The organism is Micromonospora sp. NPDC007220 (assembly GCF_040634035.1).
GTDB lineage: Bacteria > Actinomycetota > Actinomycetes > Mycobacteriales > Micromonosporaceae > Micromonospora > Micromonospora reichwaldensis.
Genome location: NZ_JBEYEU010000001.1, coordinates 538285 through 556059, shown reverse-complemented (window position 1 = coordinate 556059; position 17775 = coordinate 538285). Strand labels below are relative to the sequence as shown.

General features: G+C 72.3%; 18 protein-coding genes. 14 read left to right on the top strand and 4 right to left on the bottom strand.

Annotation, left to right across the window (positions count from 1 at the left end):
- Nucleotides 1-11: 11 nt before the first annotated feature.
- The 8 genes from ABZ573_RS02730 to ABZ573_RS02695 all read left to right on the top strand — a co-directional run bounded on the left by ABZ573_RS02730 (nucleotide 12) and on the right by ABZ573_RS02695 (nucleotide 6849).
- Nucleotides 12-362: an Lsr2 family protein gene (locus ABZ573_RS02730; RefSeq protein ID WP_358115008.1), complete on the top strand. Its 351-nt coding sequence runs from the start codon at nucleotides 12-14 to the stop codon at nucleotides 360-362.
- A gap of 87 nt (nucleotides 363-449) precedes the next feature.
- Complete coding sequence (locus tag ABZ573_RS02725) at nucleotides 450-1520, top strand: MarR family transcriptional regulator (RefSeq protein ID WP_358115005.1); 1071 nt, start codon at nucleotides 450-452, stop codon at nucleotides 1518-1520.
- 94 nt (nucleotides 1521-1614) lie between these two features.
- Entirely contained in the window at nucleotides 1615-2262 is a 648-nt protein-coding gene (locus ABZ573_RS02720) for a GGDEF domain-containing protein (RefSeq protein ID WP_358115002.1), read from the top strand.
- A gap of 348 nt (nucleotides 2263-2610) precedes the next feature.
- Nucleotides 2611-3054, top strand: a complete 444-nt coding sequence (locus ABZ573_RS02715; protein ID WP_358114999.1) for a hypothetical protein — start codon at nucleotides 2611-2613, stop codon at nucleotides 3052-3054.
- A 202-nt stretch (nucleotides 3055-3256) separates the two neighbouring features.
- Entirely contained in the window at nucleotides 3257-4336 is a 1080-nt protein-coding gene (locus tag ABZ573_RS02710; protein ID WP_358114996.1) for a peptidoglycan DD-metalloendopeptidase family protein, read from the top strand.
- Between the two features lie 98 nt (nucleotides 4337-4434).
- Complete coding sequence (locus tag ABZ573_RS02705; RefSeq protein WP_358114993.1) at nucleotides 4435-5094, top strand: hypothetical protein; 660 nt, start codon at nucleotides 4435-4437, stop codon at nucleotides 5092-5094.
- A gap of 77 nt (nucleotides 5095-5171) precedes the next feature.
- On the top strand, nucleotides 5172-6266 hold the full coding sequence (locus ABZ573_RS02700) for a DUF4314 domain-containing protein (protein WP_358114990.1): 1095 nt from the start codon (nucleotides 5172-5174) through the stop codon (nucleotides 6264-6266).
- Between the two features lie 100 nt (nucleotides 6267-6366).
- Entirely contained in the window at nucleotides 6367-6849 is a 483-nt protein-coding gene (locus tag ABZ573_RS02695; protein WP_358114987.1) for a hypothetical protein, read from the top strand.
- Nucleotides 6850-6899: 50 nt separating this feature from the next.
- On the opposite strand, the gene ABZ573_RS02690 is transcribed toward ABZ573_RS02695, so the two are convergent.
- Entirely contained in the window at nucleotides 6900-7058 is a 159-nt protein-coding gene (locus ABZ573_RS02690) for a hypothetical protein (protein WP_358114984.1), read from the bottom strand.
- Nucleotides 7059-7193: 135 nt separating this feature from the next.
- Here ABZ573_RS02690 and ABZ573_RS02685 point away from each other — a divergent pair, with 135 nt between their 5' ends.
- The 6 genes from ABZ573_RS02685 to ABZ573_RS02660 all read left to right on the top strand — a co-directional run bounded on the left by ABZ573_RS02685 (nucleotide 7194) and on the right by ABZ573_RS02660 (nucleotide 12448).
- Nucleotides 7194-8360, top strand: a complete 1167-nt coding sequence (locus ABZ573_RS02685) for an AAA family ATPase (RefSeq protein ID WP_358114981.1) — start codon at nucleotides 7194-7196, stop codon at nucleotides 8358-8360.
- Nucleotides 8361-8391: 31 nt separating this feature from the next.
- On the top strand, nucleotides 8392-10029 hold the full coding sequence (locus ABZ573_RS02680) for a VWA domain-containing protein (protein WP_358114978.1): 1638 nt from the start codon (nucleotides 8392-8394) through the stop codon (nucleotides 10027-10029).
- 267 nt (nucleotides 10030-10296) lie between these two features.
- A complete protein-coding gene (locus tag ABZ573_RS02675) occupies nucleotides 10297-10935 on the top strand; it encodes a hypothetical protein (protein WP_358114975.1) in 639 nt (212 codons plus the stop codon).
- Entirely contained in the window at nucleotides 10932-11468 is a 537-nt protein-coding gene (locus tag ABZ573_RS02670; protein WP_358114973.1) for a hypothetical protein, read from the top strand. Before ABZ573_RS02675 ends, ABZ573_RS02670 begins: the two co-directional genes overlap by 4 nt.
- 107 nt (nucleotides 11469-11575) lie before the next feature.
- Nucleotides 11576-11944, top strand: coding sequence for a hypothetical protein (locus tag ABZ573_RS02665; protein WP_358114970.1), 369 nt, complete (start codon nucleotides 11576-11578; stop codon nucleotides 11942-11944).
- Between the two features lie 15 nt (nucleotides 11945-11959).
- Entirely contained in the window at nucleotides 11960-12448 is a 489-nt protein-coding gene (locus ABZ573_RS02660) for a DUF4262 domain-containing protein (RefSeq protein ID WP_358114967.1), read from the top strand.
- A gap of 191 nt (nucleotides 12449-12639) precedes the next feature.
- Here ABZ573_RS02660 and ABZ573_RS02655 read toward each other — a convergent pair whose 3' ends face one another.
- The 3 genes from ABZ573_RS02655 to ABZ573_RS02645 all read right to left on the bottom strand — a co-directional run bounded on the left by ABZ573_RS02655 (nucleotide 12640) and on the right by ABZ573_RS02645 (nucleotide 17585).
- Nucleotides 12640-13170, bottom strand: a complete 531-nt coding sequence (locus ABZ573_RS02655; RefSeq protein WP_358114964.1) for a hypothetical protein — start codon at nucleotides 13168-13170, stop codon at nucleotides 12640-12642.
- Between the two features lie 108 nt (nucleotides 13171-13278).
- Nucleotides 13279-14340: a DUF2637 domain-containing protein gene (locus ABZ573_RS02650; RefSeq protein WP_358116098.1), complete on the bottom strand. Its 1062-nt coding sequence runs from the start codon at nucleotides 14338-14340 to the stop codon at nucleotides 13279-13281.
- A gap of 68 nt (nucleotides 14341-14408) precedes the next feature.
- Nucleotides 14409-17585 (bottom strand): BTAD domain-containing putative transcriptional regulator, encoded by a 3177-nt coding sequence (locus ABZ573_RS02645; RefSeq protein WP_358114961.1) that lies wholly within the window; start codon nucleotides 17583-17585, stop codon nucleotides 14409-14411.
- Between the last annotated feature and the right edge of the window lie 190 nt (nucleotides 17586-17775).

Below are 17775 nucleotides of genomic sequence, written 5' to 3'. Positions count from 1 at the left end.
GTGGCTCCCTCATGGCCACCAGGATCACCGCGATCCTCGTCGACGACCTTGACGGCTCCACCGACGACGTCGCCACCTACCAGTTCGCCTTCAACGGCGCCACCTACGAGATCGACCTGTCCGCCGGCAACTTCGACCGGATGGCCGCGGCATTCGGCCCGTTCATCACGGCCGGGCGGCGTCTGCCGAAACAGCCTCAGGCACCACGGCGGAAGGGCGGCACCGCGACCGGCCGCACCCAGAGCCATGAGATCCGCACCTGGTGGTGGACCGCCGACTGGGAAGGACTGAACCTGCCCCGGCCACGAACCGGGGGCGTCATCCCCGCCGCGGTGCGCGACGCGTACCACGCCGCGCACTGACCCGGCTCCCAACGTGCCGCCCGGCGAGCGATCACCGGGCGGCACACCCGTACGCGTCGCCGCAGTCCCACGTTCCGGGCAGACGACTTGATCAATACCCGGATCGAAGCGTGCATCAGTGCACACGCCTCACTCACCAACACCTGCCGCCGGCAGGAGAAAGGGGGCCACGCGCCCATGACCAGCGCCCCGACCAACACGACCACCGATACGCCCGCAACAGCGCCCAGCGTTGCGAAGGTCCTCGCCGCGCTGCACCGGCTCGGCGAGGCCACCGCCGCCGCCATTGCCACCGAAGCCGGCCTCGGCTACTCGACCACCACCCCGAAACTGCGCACCCTGCTGACCGCGGGACTGGCCGAGTCCGCCCGAAGCGGCACCGGACGCAGCCTGTGGCGGCTGACCGACACCGGCCGCGCGCACGCCGAACAGGGCGATCACGGCCAGGCCGCAGCGGAGCCCGCCACCCGCGACGCCGGCACGTCCGGGACCGCCGCAGAACCAGGGCCGCGCGGTGACGAACCGCAGGAGAGCCAAGAGGCTGCCGGGCAGGAGCATGACCAGCGGCCGACCACCGAGGGTCCCACCGACGGGCAGCCGGAGGCCACCTGGGAGTCGGCATCGCCGGCTCCCGGTGACGTCGAGGCGGCGCCCGACGAATTCACTGAAGCCGCGGACACCGGAGCCGAGCATGGCGACGACAGCGGCCCCTCGATCGCCGAGCCCGAGGTGCCGGGCGCGACCGGCGGCACGGGGCAGGCCACCGGCACGACTCCCGCAGCGGACGATGCGGACGCCGGGCCGGCCGTATCGGACGAGCCGGCCAGCGGCAGCACCACCGGCGACCCGGCCACGGACGAATCACCCGCCACGGCGCCGGCCACGGAGGCGGCGGGCGAGGCGGCACATGCCCCTACCCGGCGGGCATCGGGTTCCCTGCGCGGCGCGATCCTCGACATCCTCGAGGCCAACCCCGGCCAGCAGTACAAGGTCAGCGAGCTGTGCAGGCTGGTCGACCGGGCCAACGAGGGAACCGGCGCGAAGAAGGCCAGCGCGGGCGCGGTCCACAACGCCGCCGTGAAGCTCGTCGGAACCGGGCGGGCGGTCCTGGCCGCCGAGAAACCCGCCGCGTTCGCCCTCGCCGACACCACCGCCTGAACGACCCCGCCAGCCGGTAGCCCGGGGGCGGGCGTCGAACTTCCCGGAACCACGCCCGCCCCCGGTGCTCCTTACACGACAAGGAGCTCCCGAAGTGTCTCCCATCCTGACCTCGATCGTCACCGCCGTCGGTGGAATCCTCGCCGGTCTCGCCCTCGCCGCTGTGCTGCTGTGGCGCCAGCAGCAGGCGCTGACCCGCGCCCGCTACGCCGCCGAGCACGACGACACCACCGGTCTGCCCAACCGGCGGGCCCTGCTCGCCGCCGTCGGCCGCGCCGCACAGCGCGGCACCCCGTTCGGGCTCGTCCTGCTCGACCTCGACAGCTTCAAAGCCATCAACGACACGCTCGGCCACGAGGCCGGCAACGACGTCCTCACCGAAGTCGGCCGACGCCTGGCCGCACTGCGAGCGCCGGTGCGACTCGCCGCGCGGCTCTCCGGCGACGAGTTCGCCCTGCTGGTCGACGGCAACCGCGACGACGTCGCCGCCGTCGCCCGCGCCGCCTGGCGGGCGGTCGGTCGTGACCCCGTCGACCTCGGCGCGCACGCGCTGGCCGTGCGCGCCAGCGTCGGGCACACCAGCGCCGCCCTCGGCGTCAGCCTCCGTACCCTGCTGCACCAGGCAGACACCGCCATGTACCAGGCCAAACAAACCGGAACCGGGGTACGCGGCGCCACCGCCACCACCGGCCACACCAGGCCACTGCCGGGTACCCGCCCGCGGGACCTACACCGCCGCTGACCGCTCACGGAAACGCCAAGAGGACCTCGCGCCCGTCGACGTGCGCGAGGTCCTCACCATGCGCCGCTCGGCGGCAACGAGGGCCACTACCGGCGCGGCGTCTCCCGCCACTGCTCACCACCGTCGACCCACCCGCGTACGCCTCCGCCCTGAGCAGCGACCCCGCACCGCCGTGCCGGGCGGGCAACGTCCTACCCGCCCGACACGACTTGACCTTTATCAAGAGATGAGCGTCGATCAGCTCCGGTCGTCGTCCGCCGGACGGACATCAGCATCCCCAGAGGCCCCGACTCGAGTCGGGCGACGACCACGCATGCCCGCGATCCGCCGACCGAAGGGCCACCCGCCATGGCACACCCCGCACACCCCGAGAACCGCAGCCAGCGTCCCAGCGACCGCACCGCAGTACCGGACGACGTCACCGACAGGCTTCTGTGGGCGCTCGCGGTCGACGTCGCCGCCGCCCACCGACCCGGATCCGACGGCGCCTGCACGAACCTGCAGTGCCGCGGGCAGCACGGCCCCTGCTGGGCGCTACGCACCGCCCGCCGCGCCGAACAACGCGCCCGCCGCGCCACCACCCTCGCCCCGCCGTCCGCACCGCCCTCCTCGCGCCCGGTCGGCGTCGCGCGCGGACGCGCCTCCGTTCCCGCCGTGCCGCGTCGCTTCACCGGCTGGTTCACCCCCGCCCACCCGCCGACGCCCCTGATGCGGCCCACGCCCGTACCGCACGCGGCGCCGGCGGAGTCCAGGCTCCACCGGCGTCCACCCGTCGCAGCACTGGCCGCCTGAACACGCATCAGCTCATCTGGATCGCCCCCATCAAAGACCCGACGGGCGTCCCTGCTTCACGGCGAGACACCCGGCGTCCTCGCCCGCTGAGCCCCGTACTCGTCCGAAGGCCGCGCGACGCCCCTCCACGGGTCCGCGCGGCCTTCGCCGTCTCCGCGCTGCACCGGCCCGCCGCCCGCCTGGCATGAAGGAGTGACCAGTCATGACCACCCGCGTGCTGTCCTGGATCGCCATCGCGGTCGCCGGCGTCCTGCTGTTGTGCTCAGGGTTGGCCACCACCCTGATCTTCGGCGGCGGCGCCGGCACCTGCGGTACGACCGGCAGCGTCACGGCCACCGCGTCGTCGGCGCTCGACGCCGCTCCGGACGGGACCGCTCCGATCGGTGACTGGAGCGCCGAGCAGGTCGGCAACGCCGCCACCATCACCGCCGTCGGCAAGCGCCTCGGCGTCCCACCCCGCGGCTGGGTCATCGCCGTGGCCACCGCGATGCAGGAATCCTCCCTGATCAACACCCCGGGTGGGGACCGTGACTCGGTCGGCCTCTTCCAACAGCGACCCTCCCAAGGCTGGGGCACCCCCGAACAGTTGCAGGATCCCCGGTACACGGCGACGAAGTTCTACCAGAGGCTGCAGGCCGTCCACGGCTGGCAGGCAATGCCGCTCACCGAGGCCGCCCAGGCCGTGCAGGTCAGCGCCTTCCCCGACGCCTACGCCAAGTGGGAGGGACCGGCCACCCGGTTGGTCACCGCGACCGCCGGCACCGCCGGCCTATCCACCGAAGGCCTGGCCGTGTGCGGGACCACCGGCCCGTGGACGCAGCCGGTCCTCGCCCCTGTCGGGTCGGGGTTCCGTAGCTCGGACCGACCGGGCCACGACGGCGTCGACCTCAGTGTCCCGCGCGGCACCGTCATCCGCGCGGCGTCCGCCGGGACCGTCCGCACCGTCCGCTGCAACGCCGTCCACGCCGACACCGGCGCCGAATGGGGCTGCGACCGCGACGGTGACCCCGTTCTCACGCGCGGCTGCGGCTGGTACGTCGACATCGACCATGCCGGTGGGCTACTCACCCGCTACTGCCACATGGACCAGCCGCCGATGGTGGCGGTCGGGCAGCCGGTCGCTGCCGGTCAGCCCCTCGGCGTCGTCGGCTCGACCGGCCACAGCTCCGGCCCGCACCTGCACTACGAGGTGCACCACAACGGCGATGCCAGCCCGAACGGCGCGATCGACCCGGTGCCCTTCATGGCCGCTCAGAACGCGCCGCTCGGCACAAGGCCCTGAGCGATACCGGCGGATCCATGGCCACCCAAGCTCGGCTGCCGTCCCGCCGGGGACGGCCGCCCCAACCCTCATCCACAGATTCCCAAGGAGGAAGGCACGTGAGCACACCCACGCTGATCGGCGTTGCCGAGTTCGGCGGCAGGTACACCGCCCGCCTGATCCAGTTCGGCGAGAGTCCGGAGGTCCTGGTGCCGCTGCTGCGCCGGATCTGGACCGACACCTTCCGCCGCGACACCGACACCATGGCCGCCGCCCTGCTGGCCCGCGACTGGTGGCCCCTCGCCATCAACCCCAGGCACAGGCGCTGGGACCCGCAGCCGCCCGTGCCCGGACTGGGCTACCCGGCCGTCACCGAGGACGACACGATCCGGCAGGGCTCGCTGCGGGAGAACCTCGGCGGTTTTCTCGAGTGGCTGTATCTGCTGCACCTCGACCAGCGGCTGGTGGTGGTGTACGAGGCGACGGTCCACGGCCGCTGGCTGCGGCACAGCGCCCACCACCTCGACCCGGTCGAGGATCTGTTCGTCACCGCCCCCGCTCTCGATGAGGGCGGTCCGGAGATGACGGTCTGCACCGTCTGCGGCGCGGTCGACGAGATCGACCACGTCGAGGTGCCGTCCATGGCCGGCTACGGCCACGACACCGCCACCAGCTGCACCCGCTGCGGCTCCTCGGTCGCCACCGACCCGGTATCCGGCGGCCACGTCACCCGTAAGCCCTGGCCACCGCACACCCCCACGACGGGCAGCACCCGGTGAACACCGACCACATGCCGCCACCGGCCGCCGATGACGCCGGCCCTTCCACCGACCCCGGAGACCGATCGGAGACCACCATGACCAGCTACCAGGCCGGACAGCGCGTCGCCCTGCTCCACACCAACGACCCGTACACCCTGCTGCGGCCCGGCGACACCGGCACCGTCCGCCGCCACGACCAGGCGCACAACATCGTCGAAGTCACCTGGGACAGCGGCTCGACACTGTCGATGTGCCTCGACGACGGTGACCGCATCGCACCGGCCGCCACCCCACCACCCACCGGCGATCCGGTCGCCGAGGCCGCGGGATGGGCCGCCGCGCTGCAGCGGATGCGCGCCGCCGGCACGGAGGCCGGCCGTACCGCCGCCGAGCGGTGGGCGCAGGACACCATCGGCGCCCGCGCCAGCGGCGGCACCCGCCTGACCGCGCGCCGGAACCTGGCCGGCCTCGACGAAGTGGATCCCGTCGTCCTCGACGCCCTGCCCCGCTTCTCCTCGGCGGGAGATTCGGTCGACACCGCCGGGTGGGAGTTGTTCGCCGACGCCACCGGCGACGTGTCCGGCTGGTTCGGGCTGGGCATCCAGACGCGCGACGAGGCGATGGCCGTCTACCGCGACGCCTACGACACCGCCGTCACCGACCGCGTCGCTGAACTGTGTCACCTCGCGGCCAGCCCCACCGGCCGCGACCTATCCCACCTGCGCCCCGACCGGGTCCGTATCGGCGGTGTCGGCGTGTTCTCCGGCGACTGGGCGCGCACCACCGGCCCCGACGGCGACGACCGGATCGAGGTCGGGTTCGTCGGCACCCTGATCGATCACTGGAACGGGTGGGCGGTGTTCTCCTGCACCCGCGAAGTGGCCGAGGCGATCGTCGCCGACCAGCAGCGCCACCGTGACCGGTACCGCCACCGCCTGCGCGAGCAGGGCGTACCGGCCGACGACCTGGACCGGCGGGTGGACTCGGAACTGGCCGACCTGTCCTTCGACGGCGACGTCATCGTCGCCGACCAGCGCGCCCTGTCCGACGACCCGGAAGCCATCGAACGCATCCCTCCGGACGGTGACGGTCGGTACGTGGTGATAGGCCGCAGCTGGTGCTGGGAGGCCGTCGACCCGTACGCCTGCGACCGGATCGTCGGCGACATGCCCGACGCCGACCAGGCATAGGCCGGCACCCCAACCATACGGCATCTGCCGGGGCTGAGCCGGATTCGGCGACGGCATCCCTCACCCCACGACAGGTAAGACCAACAGGAAGGAAACCCCAGTGACCATCCGTACCCAAGAGGAGATCGTCACCCGGGTCTGGGCTCTCCGGGCCGGACGCGGGGACATCTTCGGCTTCCGGGAGGAGGTGCTCGTGGAGGCACTCGACCTCGACCATGCCCGCCAGGTCATCGCCCCTCGACACCCGGGCGAGTGGACCCAGCGGGTCGACCACGAGACCTACGCCCGGGACTACCTGCGATTCGCCGTCGGGAAGATCCTCGACCACCGCGGCAACTCGGCGAGCCGGTCGGTGGACAAGCTCGGCGAACTCGCCTGGCTCCTCGGCCGCGACGACATCGTGGCGGCGATGAACCACGCCGGCTACCCGATGTACGGGGCGCCCAAGGTCAAGGCGTTCGCCGACGGGTTCGGCTGGCCGTTCCTCGACGACCTCGACGGCGACGACAGGCTGGCGCTGGCCCGGATGGCCGAGGGACAGCAGTGCGACCCGCAGGGCTGCGAACGGGGCTGCGCCGACTGACCACGACCGCGCTGTCAGCAAGTCTCCCGGCCCTCACGGTGCACGCGTAATCAGCCGGCGCTCCCGCGATCCCGCACCGCGCACCCATTCGACTTGATCGATTGAGAAGGTGGGGGTTCCATCGTCGGCGCCGACACCGCCCGCGCGGCCTCGACACCGACCAGCACGCACCAGCGGCGATCCAGCGCGTCGCCGTAACCCTTCAGCACCACCGGGGTGTGGTCGCCCTCCTGCCCGGCCCGGGCCGGCAGAGGTTGGCCCCACCCGTCTCCGCTGTGCGGTACCCACCGCCCGCGCACCCGGAGACGGGTGCGCGGGCCCGACCCTGGAATCGAGGCAACCCCATGACCACACCACACCCGCCGGCCGGTTCACCGCAGAACGACCCGGCCCCGGCCAGCGGCGCCGGCACTCCCACCACCGAGGCGGGCACCGTCCGGTCCGGCTACCTCTACCGCAAGGTCGCCCTGCACCTGGCCGACCACCCCGATGACATCCTCAAGGTCGGCGAGATCACCCGGGGCATCGGCGCACCGTCGTCCGGAGCGGTGTTCGAGGCGCTGAAGAAGATGGCCACCGCCGGACACGCCACCCACCACCGCGACCCGCACCACCGCTTCCAGATCACCCAGGCCGGCATCGACGCCGCCGGCACCCTCCCACCCGCCGCACCCCGCACCCGCTCCAGCGGCAGTGCCGGTGGCGGCCGGCAGTCCCGGCCCGCGCCGGTAGCACGACCGAACGGGACGCTGTACCACCCACGGCGGCTCGGCAGGGGCTGGGACGTCGAGGAACTGCGACGGCTCCGCGCCCAGCAGGTGCCCGTGCTGCTGTACGGACCACCCGGCACCGGCAAGACCGCCATGGTCGAGGCCGCGTTCCCCGACCTGCTCACCGTCGCCGGCACCGGCGACACCGTCGTCGACGACTTCCTCGGCTCCTACAACCCGGTCCCCGGCGGCGGCTACGAGTTCGTCCACGGCCCCCTCGTCACCGCGATGCGGGAGGGGCGCGTGCTGCTGGTCGACGACGCCACCCTCATCCCGCCCCGCGTCTTGGCCGTGCTGTACCCGGCCATGGACGGCCGCGGTGTCATCACCATCCCCGCCCACGGCAACGAGACCGTGGAAGCCGTCGACGGGTTCTACATCGTCGCCGGCCACAACCCGGGCGTGCACGGCGCGGTCCTCACCGAGGCCCTGGCCTCCCGGTTCACCGTCCACCTGCACGTCACCACCGACTGGGACCTCGCCCGCCAACTCGGCGTCCCCAAGCAGGTCGTGGCCGCGGCGATCGACCTCAACGCCGACCTCGCCGCCGGCAAGACCGTCTGGGCGCCGCAACTGCGCGAGCTGCTCGGCTTCGTCAAGGTCCGCGACCACCTGGGCACGACCGCAGCCCTGGCCAACCTGGCCGGCATCGCCCCCGAGGACGCCCGCGACGACGTCACCGCCGCCCTGTCCCGACACACCGGCACGCCCATCACCGCGCTGGCCCTCGGCAAGCGCTGACCCTTCACCCCTTTCTGGAAGGAGCCACTCCGTGTCACACCCGCACACCCACCTGCGCCGGGGCACACCACCGGCACCGGCTGGCACCGCCGACTGGCGGGCCTGGTCGCAGGCGTGGACCCAGCACGTCCCGCTGCTGACCGGCCGCACCGACCTCACCGTCCTCGTCGCCCCCGGCGCCGCCGGAGACGCCCCCGAATGCTTCTACCCCAACCTCAACCGCATCGAGGTCGACGCCACCTACATCGCCGAGCGCCCCGACGTCACCGACCCGGCCAAGGCCCGACACAAGCGCCTCGTGCCCACCGGCTACGGGCTGCTCGTGCACGGCGCCGCGCACGCCGCGCACAGCCGCTGGACCACCCCAGCCGGCACCCCGCCGATCCTCGCCGACGTCGCCGCCATGCTGGAGGAATCCCGGGCGGAGGGACGCCAACGCGCCCGCCGCCGGGGCGACCGCCGCTGGCTGCGTCACGTCGTGAAGACCCTCCTCGACCCCGACGACGCGGCCGTCGACGACCCGTGGCACGCCGGGCAACTCGCCGCCCTGCTGCTGGCCCGCGTCGACGCCCGCATCGTCACCAGCAAGGACGTCCGCCCGGTCCGGGCGGCGGTCACCAGCGTCCTCGGCCGCAAACGCCTGCGGCAACTGCGCGACATCTGGCGCGAGGCCCACACCTGCGACGACACCGACGCCGACACCATGATCACCCTGGCCCGCCGATGGTGCCAGGTCCTCGGCATCGACCCCGACCAGCAGTACGACACGCCCGTACCGGACGCCGGCCTGTTCCCCGGCCGCCTCGCCGCGGCCCTCGTCGACTACCTCGCCGTCGCCGCCGGTGTCACCCCGACCGAGTACGCCACCGCGCTGCTGGCCCACCGTCACAGCCCACCAGCCCAGTGGGACCGCACCGACCCGACCGAGCACGAACACCGCGCGGCCCGCGACCTGTCCAACCGGCTGCGGCAGGCCCGCACCCAGCACCCCGAACCCGGCCGGCGCCCCTCGGCCATCCCACCCGGTCGTCTACGGACCCGGCAGGCCATCACCGCCGAAGCACAAACCGCCGCCGGACAACTCCCGACAGCCGCCCCGTGGCAGCAACGCGCGCAACTGCCTCCGGAGAAACCCCGCCTGCACCTAGCGGTCCTGGTCGACCTGTCGGGGTCGATGAGCCGCTACACCGAGGCCATGTCCTCCGCCGCGTGGATCTTCGCCAACGCGGCACGCCGTGCCGAGGCGACGACCACCACCATCGGGTTCGGCGACCGCACCACCGTCCTGGTGCCTCCACGCACCTACCCCAGGCAGGTGCTGCACATGCGCACCGGCCTCGCCACCGCCACCTTCCCGGAAGCAGTCAAGGTGGCCGACCAGCTCCTCGACCTGCGCCACGGCCGCACCCTGCGGATGCTGGCTGTCGTCTCCGACGGCTACCTCGACGACATCCCCGCCGGGCAACAACTCGTCACCACCCTGCACCGCGCCGGCTGCGCCGTGCTGTGGCTACACCCCGCCGAACCGCCCGCCAGCGGCGATCCGGCCGACCCGGACAAGATCTGGGGGCACACCTTCACCCACGCCACCACCCTGACCGTCACCGACCCGACCGGGGCCATCGCGGCGATCGCCGACACCGCCGTCACCGCCCTCACCCAGGCCTGATTCCCGGCCGGGGCCGGCCCTGAGCCAACGGCCGACCAGTCCCACCCCGCGCCACGGTGCTGCCCGGCCGCGTGGCCGGGCAGCACCGCGCGCCGGGACCCACGACGTACCAGGGCCGGGAATGCGGGGCTGCCACAGGCCGCCCGACTCGTATCTCGCGGAGGGCCGATGCCGAACGGCCTCGCTGCGTCTCCGCGACTTGACCACCCCGCGCCATCGAAGCGTGCATGCATCGCGTCCCGACCGACCCCGGGTCCGGGACGCGATATGACGCTGCCCAACAAGGAGTTCCTCATGCGTTACGGCACCGACGACGAACACCCCTTCGACACCGACAACCGCGCCTGGCGGCGCCTGCGCGACGTCACCAGCGAACACTTCGACGCGATCACCTGGACCCGGGACCCGGACGGACGGCCGGTCCTGCTCACCCTGCGCGACATGCGCACCGGAGACACGGTCACCCTCGCCGTCCTCGATTCCCTGGAGATCCGCGATCCGCACGCGCTGCTGGCAGTCCAAACCAGTGGCGAACTCGGCGCCCACGGCCCCACCAGCGGCGCCGAAGCGGCCCGCTCCCACGCCGCCACGCTCGCGCTCGACAGCACCACGCTGACCGTGACCAAACCCGTGCCGCTGCACGACCCCGTCGTCACGGCGCTACCCGCAACCGGCTGGGTCGGCCTACCGCCCGACCTCGTCCCGGTCCTGCGGCCAGCCCCCGACGACGCGCGGGCCGTTATTCTCGTGCTGCTCGACCGTGCCGAAGGCTGGCTCGCCGCCGTCGGCCCGTTCGCCACCCGCGCCGCCGCCGGCAGGTGGCAACCCGCGGACGGGCCCGGCCGCGCCGCCGACCGGCTCACCGTGCCGCTGCACCCGGTCACCATCGAGCAGGCCCAGCGGTGACCAGCACCCGACCACTGGCACAGCCCGCCTCACCCATCGTGGCCATCGACGTCGACGGCGTCCTCAACCCCGCCGACCCGGCCCACGCCGATACGCTCGGCTACCGACCGCACCGCTACGACGGGCCCGACCCGGACGGCCGGCGCGTCACCGGCACCGTCTGGCTGCACCCCGACCACGGGCCGTGGCTGCGGGAACTGGCCGAGCACGCCCAACCGGTGTGGTGCACCAGGTGGAACCACCTCGCCGCCGCATGGATCGCGCCACGACTCGGCCTGCCGACCTGGCCGCACATCCCCACCCACGCCGGCAGTGTCCGCTTCGGCCACCAGAGCAAACTCGCCGACCTGTACGCCTGGGCTGCGCGACGGCCACTCGCCGTCCTCGACGACGAGTTCGGCGGCAAGGACCCCACCGCCGCCGGCCAGCGCACCGCCAGCGGCGCACCCACCCTGCTCCATCCGGTCGACCCGTACGACGGGCTGCGCCGTGCCGACGTCGACACGGTGCTGACCTGGCTGGGTCAGCTCTGACCAGGCCACACGGGCGCCACCCGGCGCCGAGGCATTCCCCTCACCCGGATCCGCCGGCCCCGCATCCACAGATGTGGGCTCCGTGCCGCAGTGACAAGGAGTTGGCTATGGACAGCTTGTCCGATCCCGCTGACGAACCAGGTATCGACCGGTCACCCGGACTCAGCGTCGGCGACCCGGAACTGGGCAAGACCCGACGGCTTACCCGTGAGTGCGCCACCTGCATCTTCAAGCCCGGTAACCCGATGCACCTCGAACCCGGTCGGCTCAAGCAGATGGTGGCCGAGGCGCGCGGCGGCGCCGGCTACATCATCTGCCACTCGACCCTGCCCTACGCCGGTAGTCCGGTCCCGCCCGCGGTCTGCCGTGGTTTCGCCGACCGCTACCGCACTTGGCAACTCGAGGTCATGGAACGGCTCTGGGGCTTCGTCGACGTCGAGCCACCCGACCCGGACTCCGCCCGCACCCCCGAATGATCAGGAGACACCCTCGTGCGTGACATCGACGACTTCCTCCGACGCCAAGAAGAGATCATCGAAGCCGCCGGCTGGGCCGTCACCCACGTGCTGCCCACCGACGACGCCACCGTTCCGTTCGCCTACACCGTCGGACTCACCGCCCACGACTACCCCGAACTGATCACCGCCGGACTGCCACCCGAGGTCGCCCACAGTCTCCTCAACGACCTGGCCCGCCGGGTCTACGACAAGGCCGAACGGTTCACCCACGGCCAGCGCATCAGCGACCTCATCGCCGGCTACGACGCGATCGTCATCGGCGGACCACCCACCGACGAACTGCCACCCGCGATGGCGATCAACCGCTACGGCCGCGACCGGATCCGCCTCCAGCAGCTCGTGTGGCCCGACCGGCACAACCGGTTCCCCTGGGAAGACGGGTACAGCTTCGCCCCGCAGGCACAGCCGCTGATCGCCCAGCCATCGCCATCGCCGCTGACTGGCCATGGACCAACGCCCTAACCGGCGCAATCAGCCGTCTCGCCGCACTGCCACGACCCGCCGGCTGACCCCGAACCCTCACACCTCGACACGCAGCACGGAGGAACCCGGCCCAGCGTCGGGCCATCAGCGTGCCAGCGAACCGGCCGACCAGCCCAAACCAACATCGTCGACCAGCAGCTGTCAGCGACCGCCGTGATGGAGGACAGAGGCTAACCGTTCCGGCGGTCGGGCCAGAGCCGGATCAGGTACTGCTCGGTGCCGTCGAGGCTTCGCCAGGCGGCGAAGGAGTCGTCGGAGGAGGCGGAGAGGGTCGCCCCGCCCACCCGGGCGGCCTCCTGCTGCATCTTGGCGCGGCCGGTGTGTCCGAGTGCGACGGCGTAGCGACCCGGCCCGTCGGGCAGGTGGACCTCCGGTACGTCGAGCGGGAAGCTCGGGTCCGCTTCCACCACGAGCCGTCCGGTGGCGAGTTCCAATGTGGTGCGTGGTTCCCAGTGCCAGGGCGGCTCGTCGGCGGGCGCGACGTCCAGAACCTCGATTCGGATCCGGGGGCAGGTCATCTGGTGGGCGCCACGGACGAGGAGGATGCCGCTGGCGGCGGCGCAGAGACGTCCGCGACGGCTGTTGGGAATGCGGGAAGCCTGGAAGGCAGCCAGCCGGGCTGCACGGCTGGTGGCATCGACATCCCGAACCAGAAATAGGCCGTTGTCGGTGGGAATGACAGCGTCGACGACCGTCGGCACGGATCCAGCTCCTTCGGAACGCGCTCGGGGCCCCGCGTCGGCGTGACGCGGAGCCCTGAGCCGTTGGATCAATTCCTTGTACGTCGTCTCGGGCTAAAAGGCGCCAACCTATTTCGCGGAGCGACTGGTGTCGTGCTCGTTCGCGGTGCGCGGCACGGGTGGCCAGTAACGGCGGACGGTGCGCTCAGACCGACCGATTCTAGTGGCGATCTCGGCCGGATGCAGCGACGGATCCCTGCGGTACCAGTAGGCGACGGCCCCAGCGGTGCCGGGCGGCACCTCTGCGCTGCTTCTGCCGCCCTCCGGTACGGGGCCACATCCCTGACCTTCGCAGGGTTCTAGCTCAATTCTGTGGGCAGCGCCCGGAGGATGGGCCCTGTTCTGCTCGTTCGCCTTCTCGACGGGGGTGCCTGGAGAGCCAGTGGTGCGGGACCTGCTGGTTCCAGATCCTTCTGTAGCGTGGTGTGAGGGTTCCGTGCCCCGCAGCGGCGGTGCGTGCGGGGGCGCCGCGGCGTCGTCACCGGTCCGGGCGAGGTGAGCGTCCTCGTGGTCGATTGCACCGGTCGGCTTGTGCCCGCTGGTGTCCGCGATCGGAGGCGCGCTCTCGTCCCTGCGGATCTCGGCCTCCGGCATGTCCGTCGGCGGCACGTCGAGGCCTTGGGCCATCTGCGCTGCCGGAGGCGTCCCTGAGGCAGGGGCCGGTGCCTTCAGGCTCTGGGGCTCGGCCGTCTCGAACGGCATCTCCGCTGGCACGGTGGCGGAATGCTCGCCTTCGGCCGGGCTGACGGAGGGGGCGCGGATTCGTCCCGCGATCTCGACCAGGCTGATGCTGGCCACTACGACCAATCCGTCGACGGAGATGGGCAGCAGGTAGGAGGCGGCGGCGCTGGTTTCGCCGTACCGGGCGGCGACGCCGACCATGTGCCAGTAGCTCACCCAAGCGGCGATGCCGGCGATGACACCGGCGGCGATCAGTCGTACGGCGGCCAGACCGCGTCGGTCTGCGGGGACCCGCGAGATGAGTTCGACGGTCAGCAGCAGCGCCAGCGGTGGCCAAGCAGCGATGATCTGGCTAATGAGGTTCGGCCGGGCGTGCAGGACGTTCGCCGCGACGGACGCGGCAACGCCGAGGGTGAGCACGGCCCGCACGGCCCACCGGAGGCGGGTCAGGTTCCTGGGCTCGACGTCCGCCACCTGCGGGGTGCGGGCGGAGTCTTGCGGGAGTAGCGGTGCGGCGGTCACGAGGCCGCTCCGTCACCAGGCCGGGACGCTGGTCGAAGGTCAGAGCGTCGGGTGGAGCGCTGCGTCTGGGCGACCAACTGGTCGGCCAGGGCCATGGTCTCGTCGCTGGGCTCGGCATCGATGTCGCTAAGAGCGCGGGTCAGGGCGCGGCGCAGGGCGCGGATCGCATCGAGGTGTCCGAGCGCGGCCCGCGCCCGCATCGCCTGCTGGTACAGCTCTTCGGCGTACGGGTTGTGGCGGATCGCGGCGTCGAGAACCGGGAGCTGCTCAGCCGGGCTGCCAGCGAGGGCGTCAGCGAGGGCCAGATAGGCGTCCAGTGCCTGCTGTCGTACCGCTTCGCGGTAGGGCTCGATCCATTCGTAGTCGGCGCCTTCGGCCAGGTGACCGCCGTAGGTGTCGACCGCGCGGCGCAGCGCGGCGAGACGTTCGCTCGGGTCGGTGGCCTGGTTGGCATCGCGTATCGCGGCGCGCATGCGCCACAGGTCCACGTCGATCATGTCGCGGTCGAGGGCGTACCGGTGGTTGGGATGGGTGAGGTAGGTGCCTGGTCCTGCGGTGCGGCGCATGGTGGCGCGCAGGTCTGATACGTAGGTGTAGAGCCGGCCGGGTGCCTTGTTGGCCGGGGCGTCGGGCAGCAGGTCGTCGAGGATCGCCTCGGCGGAGGCGTTGCCGTCGTGTACCGCCAGGTAGACGAGCACCTCGAGGGCCTTCTTGCGCAGGGTCGGCCCGGGTGGCACGTCGGCGATAGCGGCCGGGCCGAGCACGGTGACCTCCACTCGACCCGAACCGGCCTGCCGGCTGCTCCCGGCTGTGCCGTCGATGTCCGGCTTTTCTAAGGCGCGCGTCGCCACGCTGTCGCCGGCCCCACCGTCATCGGTTGTGTCCGCGTCGGGTGCGGTGGCAGTGCCGGCGCGCGTGGTGGCCGCCGCCGTCTCGGTGGTCGTCGTCTGTCCGCTGTCGGAGGGAGTCGGTGTGATCGTCGTGACGGCAGGCACGGGTCCGGGGCCGGATGCCGGCAGTGCGGCGCCATCCTCGAGGAAAGAGGGGATGTCTGCCTTCGGCTGGACGGCCTGGGACGGGGTCTTTTGCTCTGTCGGTCGGCTGGGGTGGTCCGGTTCCTCGGCAGCGGTGCTGGCTGGCTCGATCGGTGCGGGTGTGTGCGGCTGGCCGGTGTGGGACTCGGCGAGTGTGATGAGCAGGTCGATGGTCTCGGTAGGGGTGAGGACGGCCAGCCGGCCGATGTCGGCCGGGTGACCGCTGTGGTCGGCGTCCTGGCCGTCGGCGCGGCTGGTGGTGCCGTCTGCGGCGATGACGATGGCTTGGCTCGGGTCGAGCACGGCGAGTCGAGCGGCGTCAGTGGGCGGGGCGCCTTCGGTGTCGGTGGCGGTAGCGGTAGCGATAGCGGTGTGGTTCTCGGGCCAGGTGCCGAGCAGCACCCCGTAGATGTCCAGGTGCTTTCCCTGGGCGAGGAGGCCGGCGATGCGGGCACACTCTCGGCGGTTCGTGGCGGCGGTCAGCAGCATGACCGGCGGAAGCGGTTCCTCGTGGGGGTCGACGCGGCGCAGCTCGGTGACGCTGTCGACCTCGTGCTGGTGCAGCAGACGGGTACGTCGCATCGTCTGGGCTTCCAGGAGCTCCAGTGCCTCGTCCACGCTGGCGGTGATGGTCAACCGGGGCGTGTGCGGCAGGGTGAGGGCCGCGGTGCCCAGCAGCATGACTGCGGTCGTTGACGGGACGACCACCTCGGTGGGGACTTCTGGGTGCTGCGCGCCGTCGGCGGCCAGGGCTGCGGTAAGGAGTCCCCGAGCTGCGGCCTCCGCGCCGGGACCGGTCAGTTCCAATCCGGTTGACGGCCACAGCGCCGACGGCGGGTCGTCCAACGTCAGCGGCGGCGCGGGTTCGCCGCCGCCGCCGGAAGAGCGGGCGGTTGCGCCTTGACTGTCGGCTTCCTGGGCGTCGCCGCCGTCGCCAGTGCCGGTAGATGGCGGCTCGTCCACGAAATCGTGCGCGTCATCGTCGTGGCCGCCGTGCCAGTCGTACGGGGTGGGGTTGTCCCCGGCGGCGCGGCGCAGGCCGCGCAGGATCTGCCTGACCACCTGAGGCATCGGAGCCAGGGCCGGGGCGTTCATGTGGGGAGTTGCCGTGGGCTCGCGGGGCACGTAGCGGCGCCGCCGGTTCGCCCAGACCAGCGCGACCGCAGCGGCGATCGCGAGGGCCAAGCTGAGATCGACCCAACTGCCGCTGGGCAACCACACTTCCCGCGTCGTCCGGTCGCTGGTGCGGCTGGTGTCGTGTGTCGCCGGGCTCGCCGTGCCAGGGGCGGCGGGGGCCGGTGCCTCGGCACTACGGCTCGGAGCCGTGGTGCTCTGGGGTGAGGCAGTGGGCGCGCGGGGCGTACTGGTGACCGGCTCCGGACTGGTCGGGGGTGCCTGCGGGGCCTGCGGCGACGGCTGGGTGTGGGCCGGGCCTTTGCGCGGTGGCCGGTCGATCGGTGTACGGGTGGGTGGGGCCGCGTCGGCGGGCAGGTCGAGCGTCCAGCCGGGGTGGATGAGGTCCGGGTCGCGCAGGGTGCCGCCGATGCGGGGAAAGTGTGTGCCGCGGTTGAGCGCATAGATTTCCGGCCAACGGTCGGCGTCGCCGAGTGTCCGCTCGGCGATCCGGCAGAGGCTGTCGCCGCGGTTCACTGTGTAGGTGGGCCCTGCCCGCGTGGTCCGCGGCGGATCCGGGTGGCTCAGTTCCCTAGTTGGCGGGGTGGACGCAGTGGGGGCGGGCTCAGCGGCGGGGAGATCGCCGCCGCTGGTGGTGACAGGAGCGGCGTGGGCGGTGGCGCCGGCGACTGTGGTCACGGCGGTCGCGCCGAGCAGCGCCGCCGTGAGGCTTTGGATCGGGCCGGGAAGGCGGACCTTGGCCGTCCAGCGAAGCTGGTGGCCGAGTGCGCGGTAGGCGTGGGTGAAGATGGCGGTGGCCAGCAGCAGCCACAGTGCCGTCGCAGCGGTGACGGCGAGAGCCGCGATGAAGTCGGCGCTGATCGGTTGGGCGATCCACTGCCGCACGGCACCCGGTGCGGGTAGTGCCGGTGTCCAGGTGCCGGTGACGGCGAGGACGAGGGGTACAGCAGTCGTGGAGAGGACGCTGGTAGCGATCGCGAGAATACGGGCGGCGCGGGAAGTCATGTGGCGTCCGTTCGTCGTCCGACCCGCGACGTGAGGCGGCGTCGTCAGGCGGGATGGGCGGTGCCATGACGCTATGACTACTGGGACAGCGGTGGGATGGGATGCCGGCTGACAGCGCCTTACACCGCCTCACACGGCCTTACACTCGCAGGCCAACCCGGTGGCGGGTGGCCGCGTTCCTGCACACGTA

Excerpts from the sequence above, each read along its gene's own strand:
- ABZ573_RS02715 (WP_358114999.1), top strand. The coding sequence starts at position 2,611 with ATGGCACACCCCGCACACCCCGAGAACCGCAGCCAGCGTCCCAGCGAC.
- ABZ573_RS02730 (WP_358115008.1), top strand. The coding sequence starts at position 12 with ATGGCCACCAGGATCACCGCGATCCTCGTCGACGACCTTGACGGCTCC.
- ABZ573_RS02645 (WP_358114961.1), bottom strand. The coding sequence starts at position 17,585 with ATGACTTCCCGCGCCGCCCGTATTCTCGCGATCGCTACCAGCGTCCTC.
- ABZ573_RS02675 (WP_358114975.1), top strand. The coding sequence starts at position 10,297 with ATGACGCTGCCCAACAAGGAGTTCCTCATGCGTTACGGCACCGACGAC.
- ABZ573_RS02685 (WP_358114981.1), top strand. The coding sequence starts at position 7,194 with ATGACCACACCACACCCGCCGGCCGGTTCACCGCAGAACGACCCGGCC.
- ABZ573_RS02700 (WP_358114990.1), top strand. The coding sequence starts at position 5,172 with ATGACCAGCTACCAGGCCGGACAGCGCGTCGCCCTGCTCCACACCAAC.
- ABZ573_RS02710 (WP_358114996.1), top strand. The coding sequence starts at position 3,257 with ATGACCACCCGCGTGCTGTCCTGGATCGCCATCGCGGTCGCCGGCGTC.
- ABZ573_RS02665 (WP_358114970.1), top strand. The coding sequence starts at position 11,576 with ATGGACAGCTTGTCCGATCCCGCTGACGAACCAGGTATCGACCGGTCA.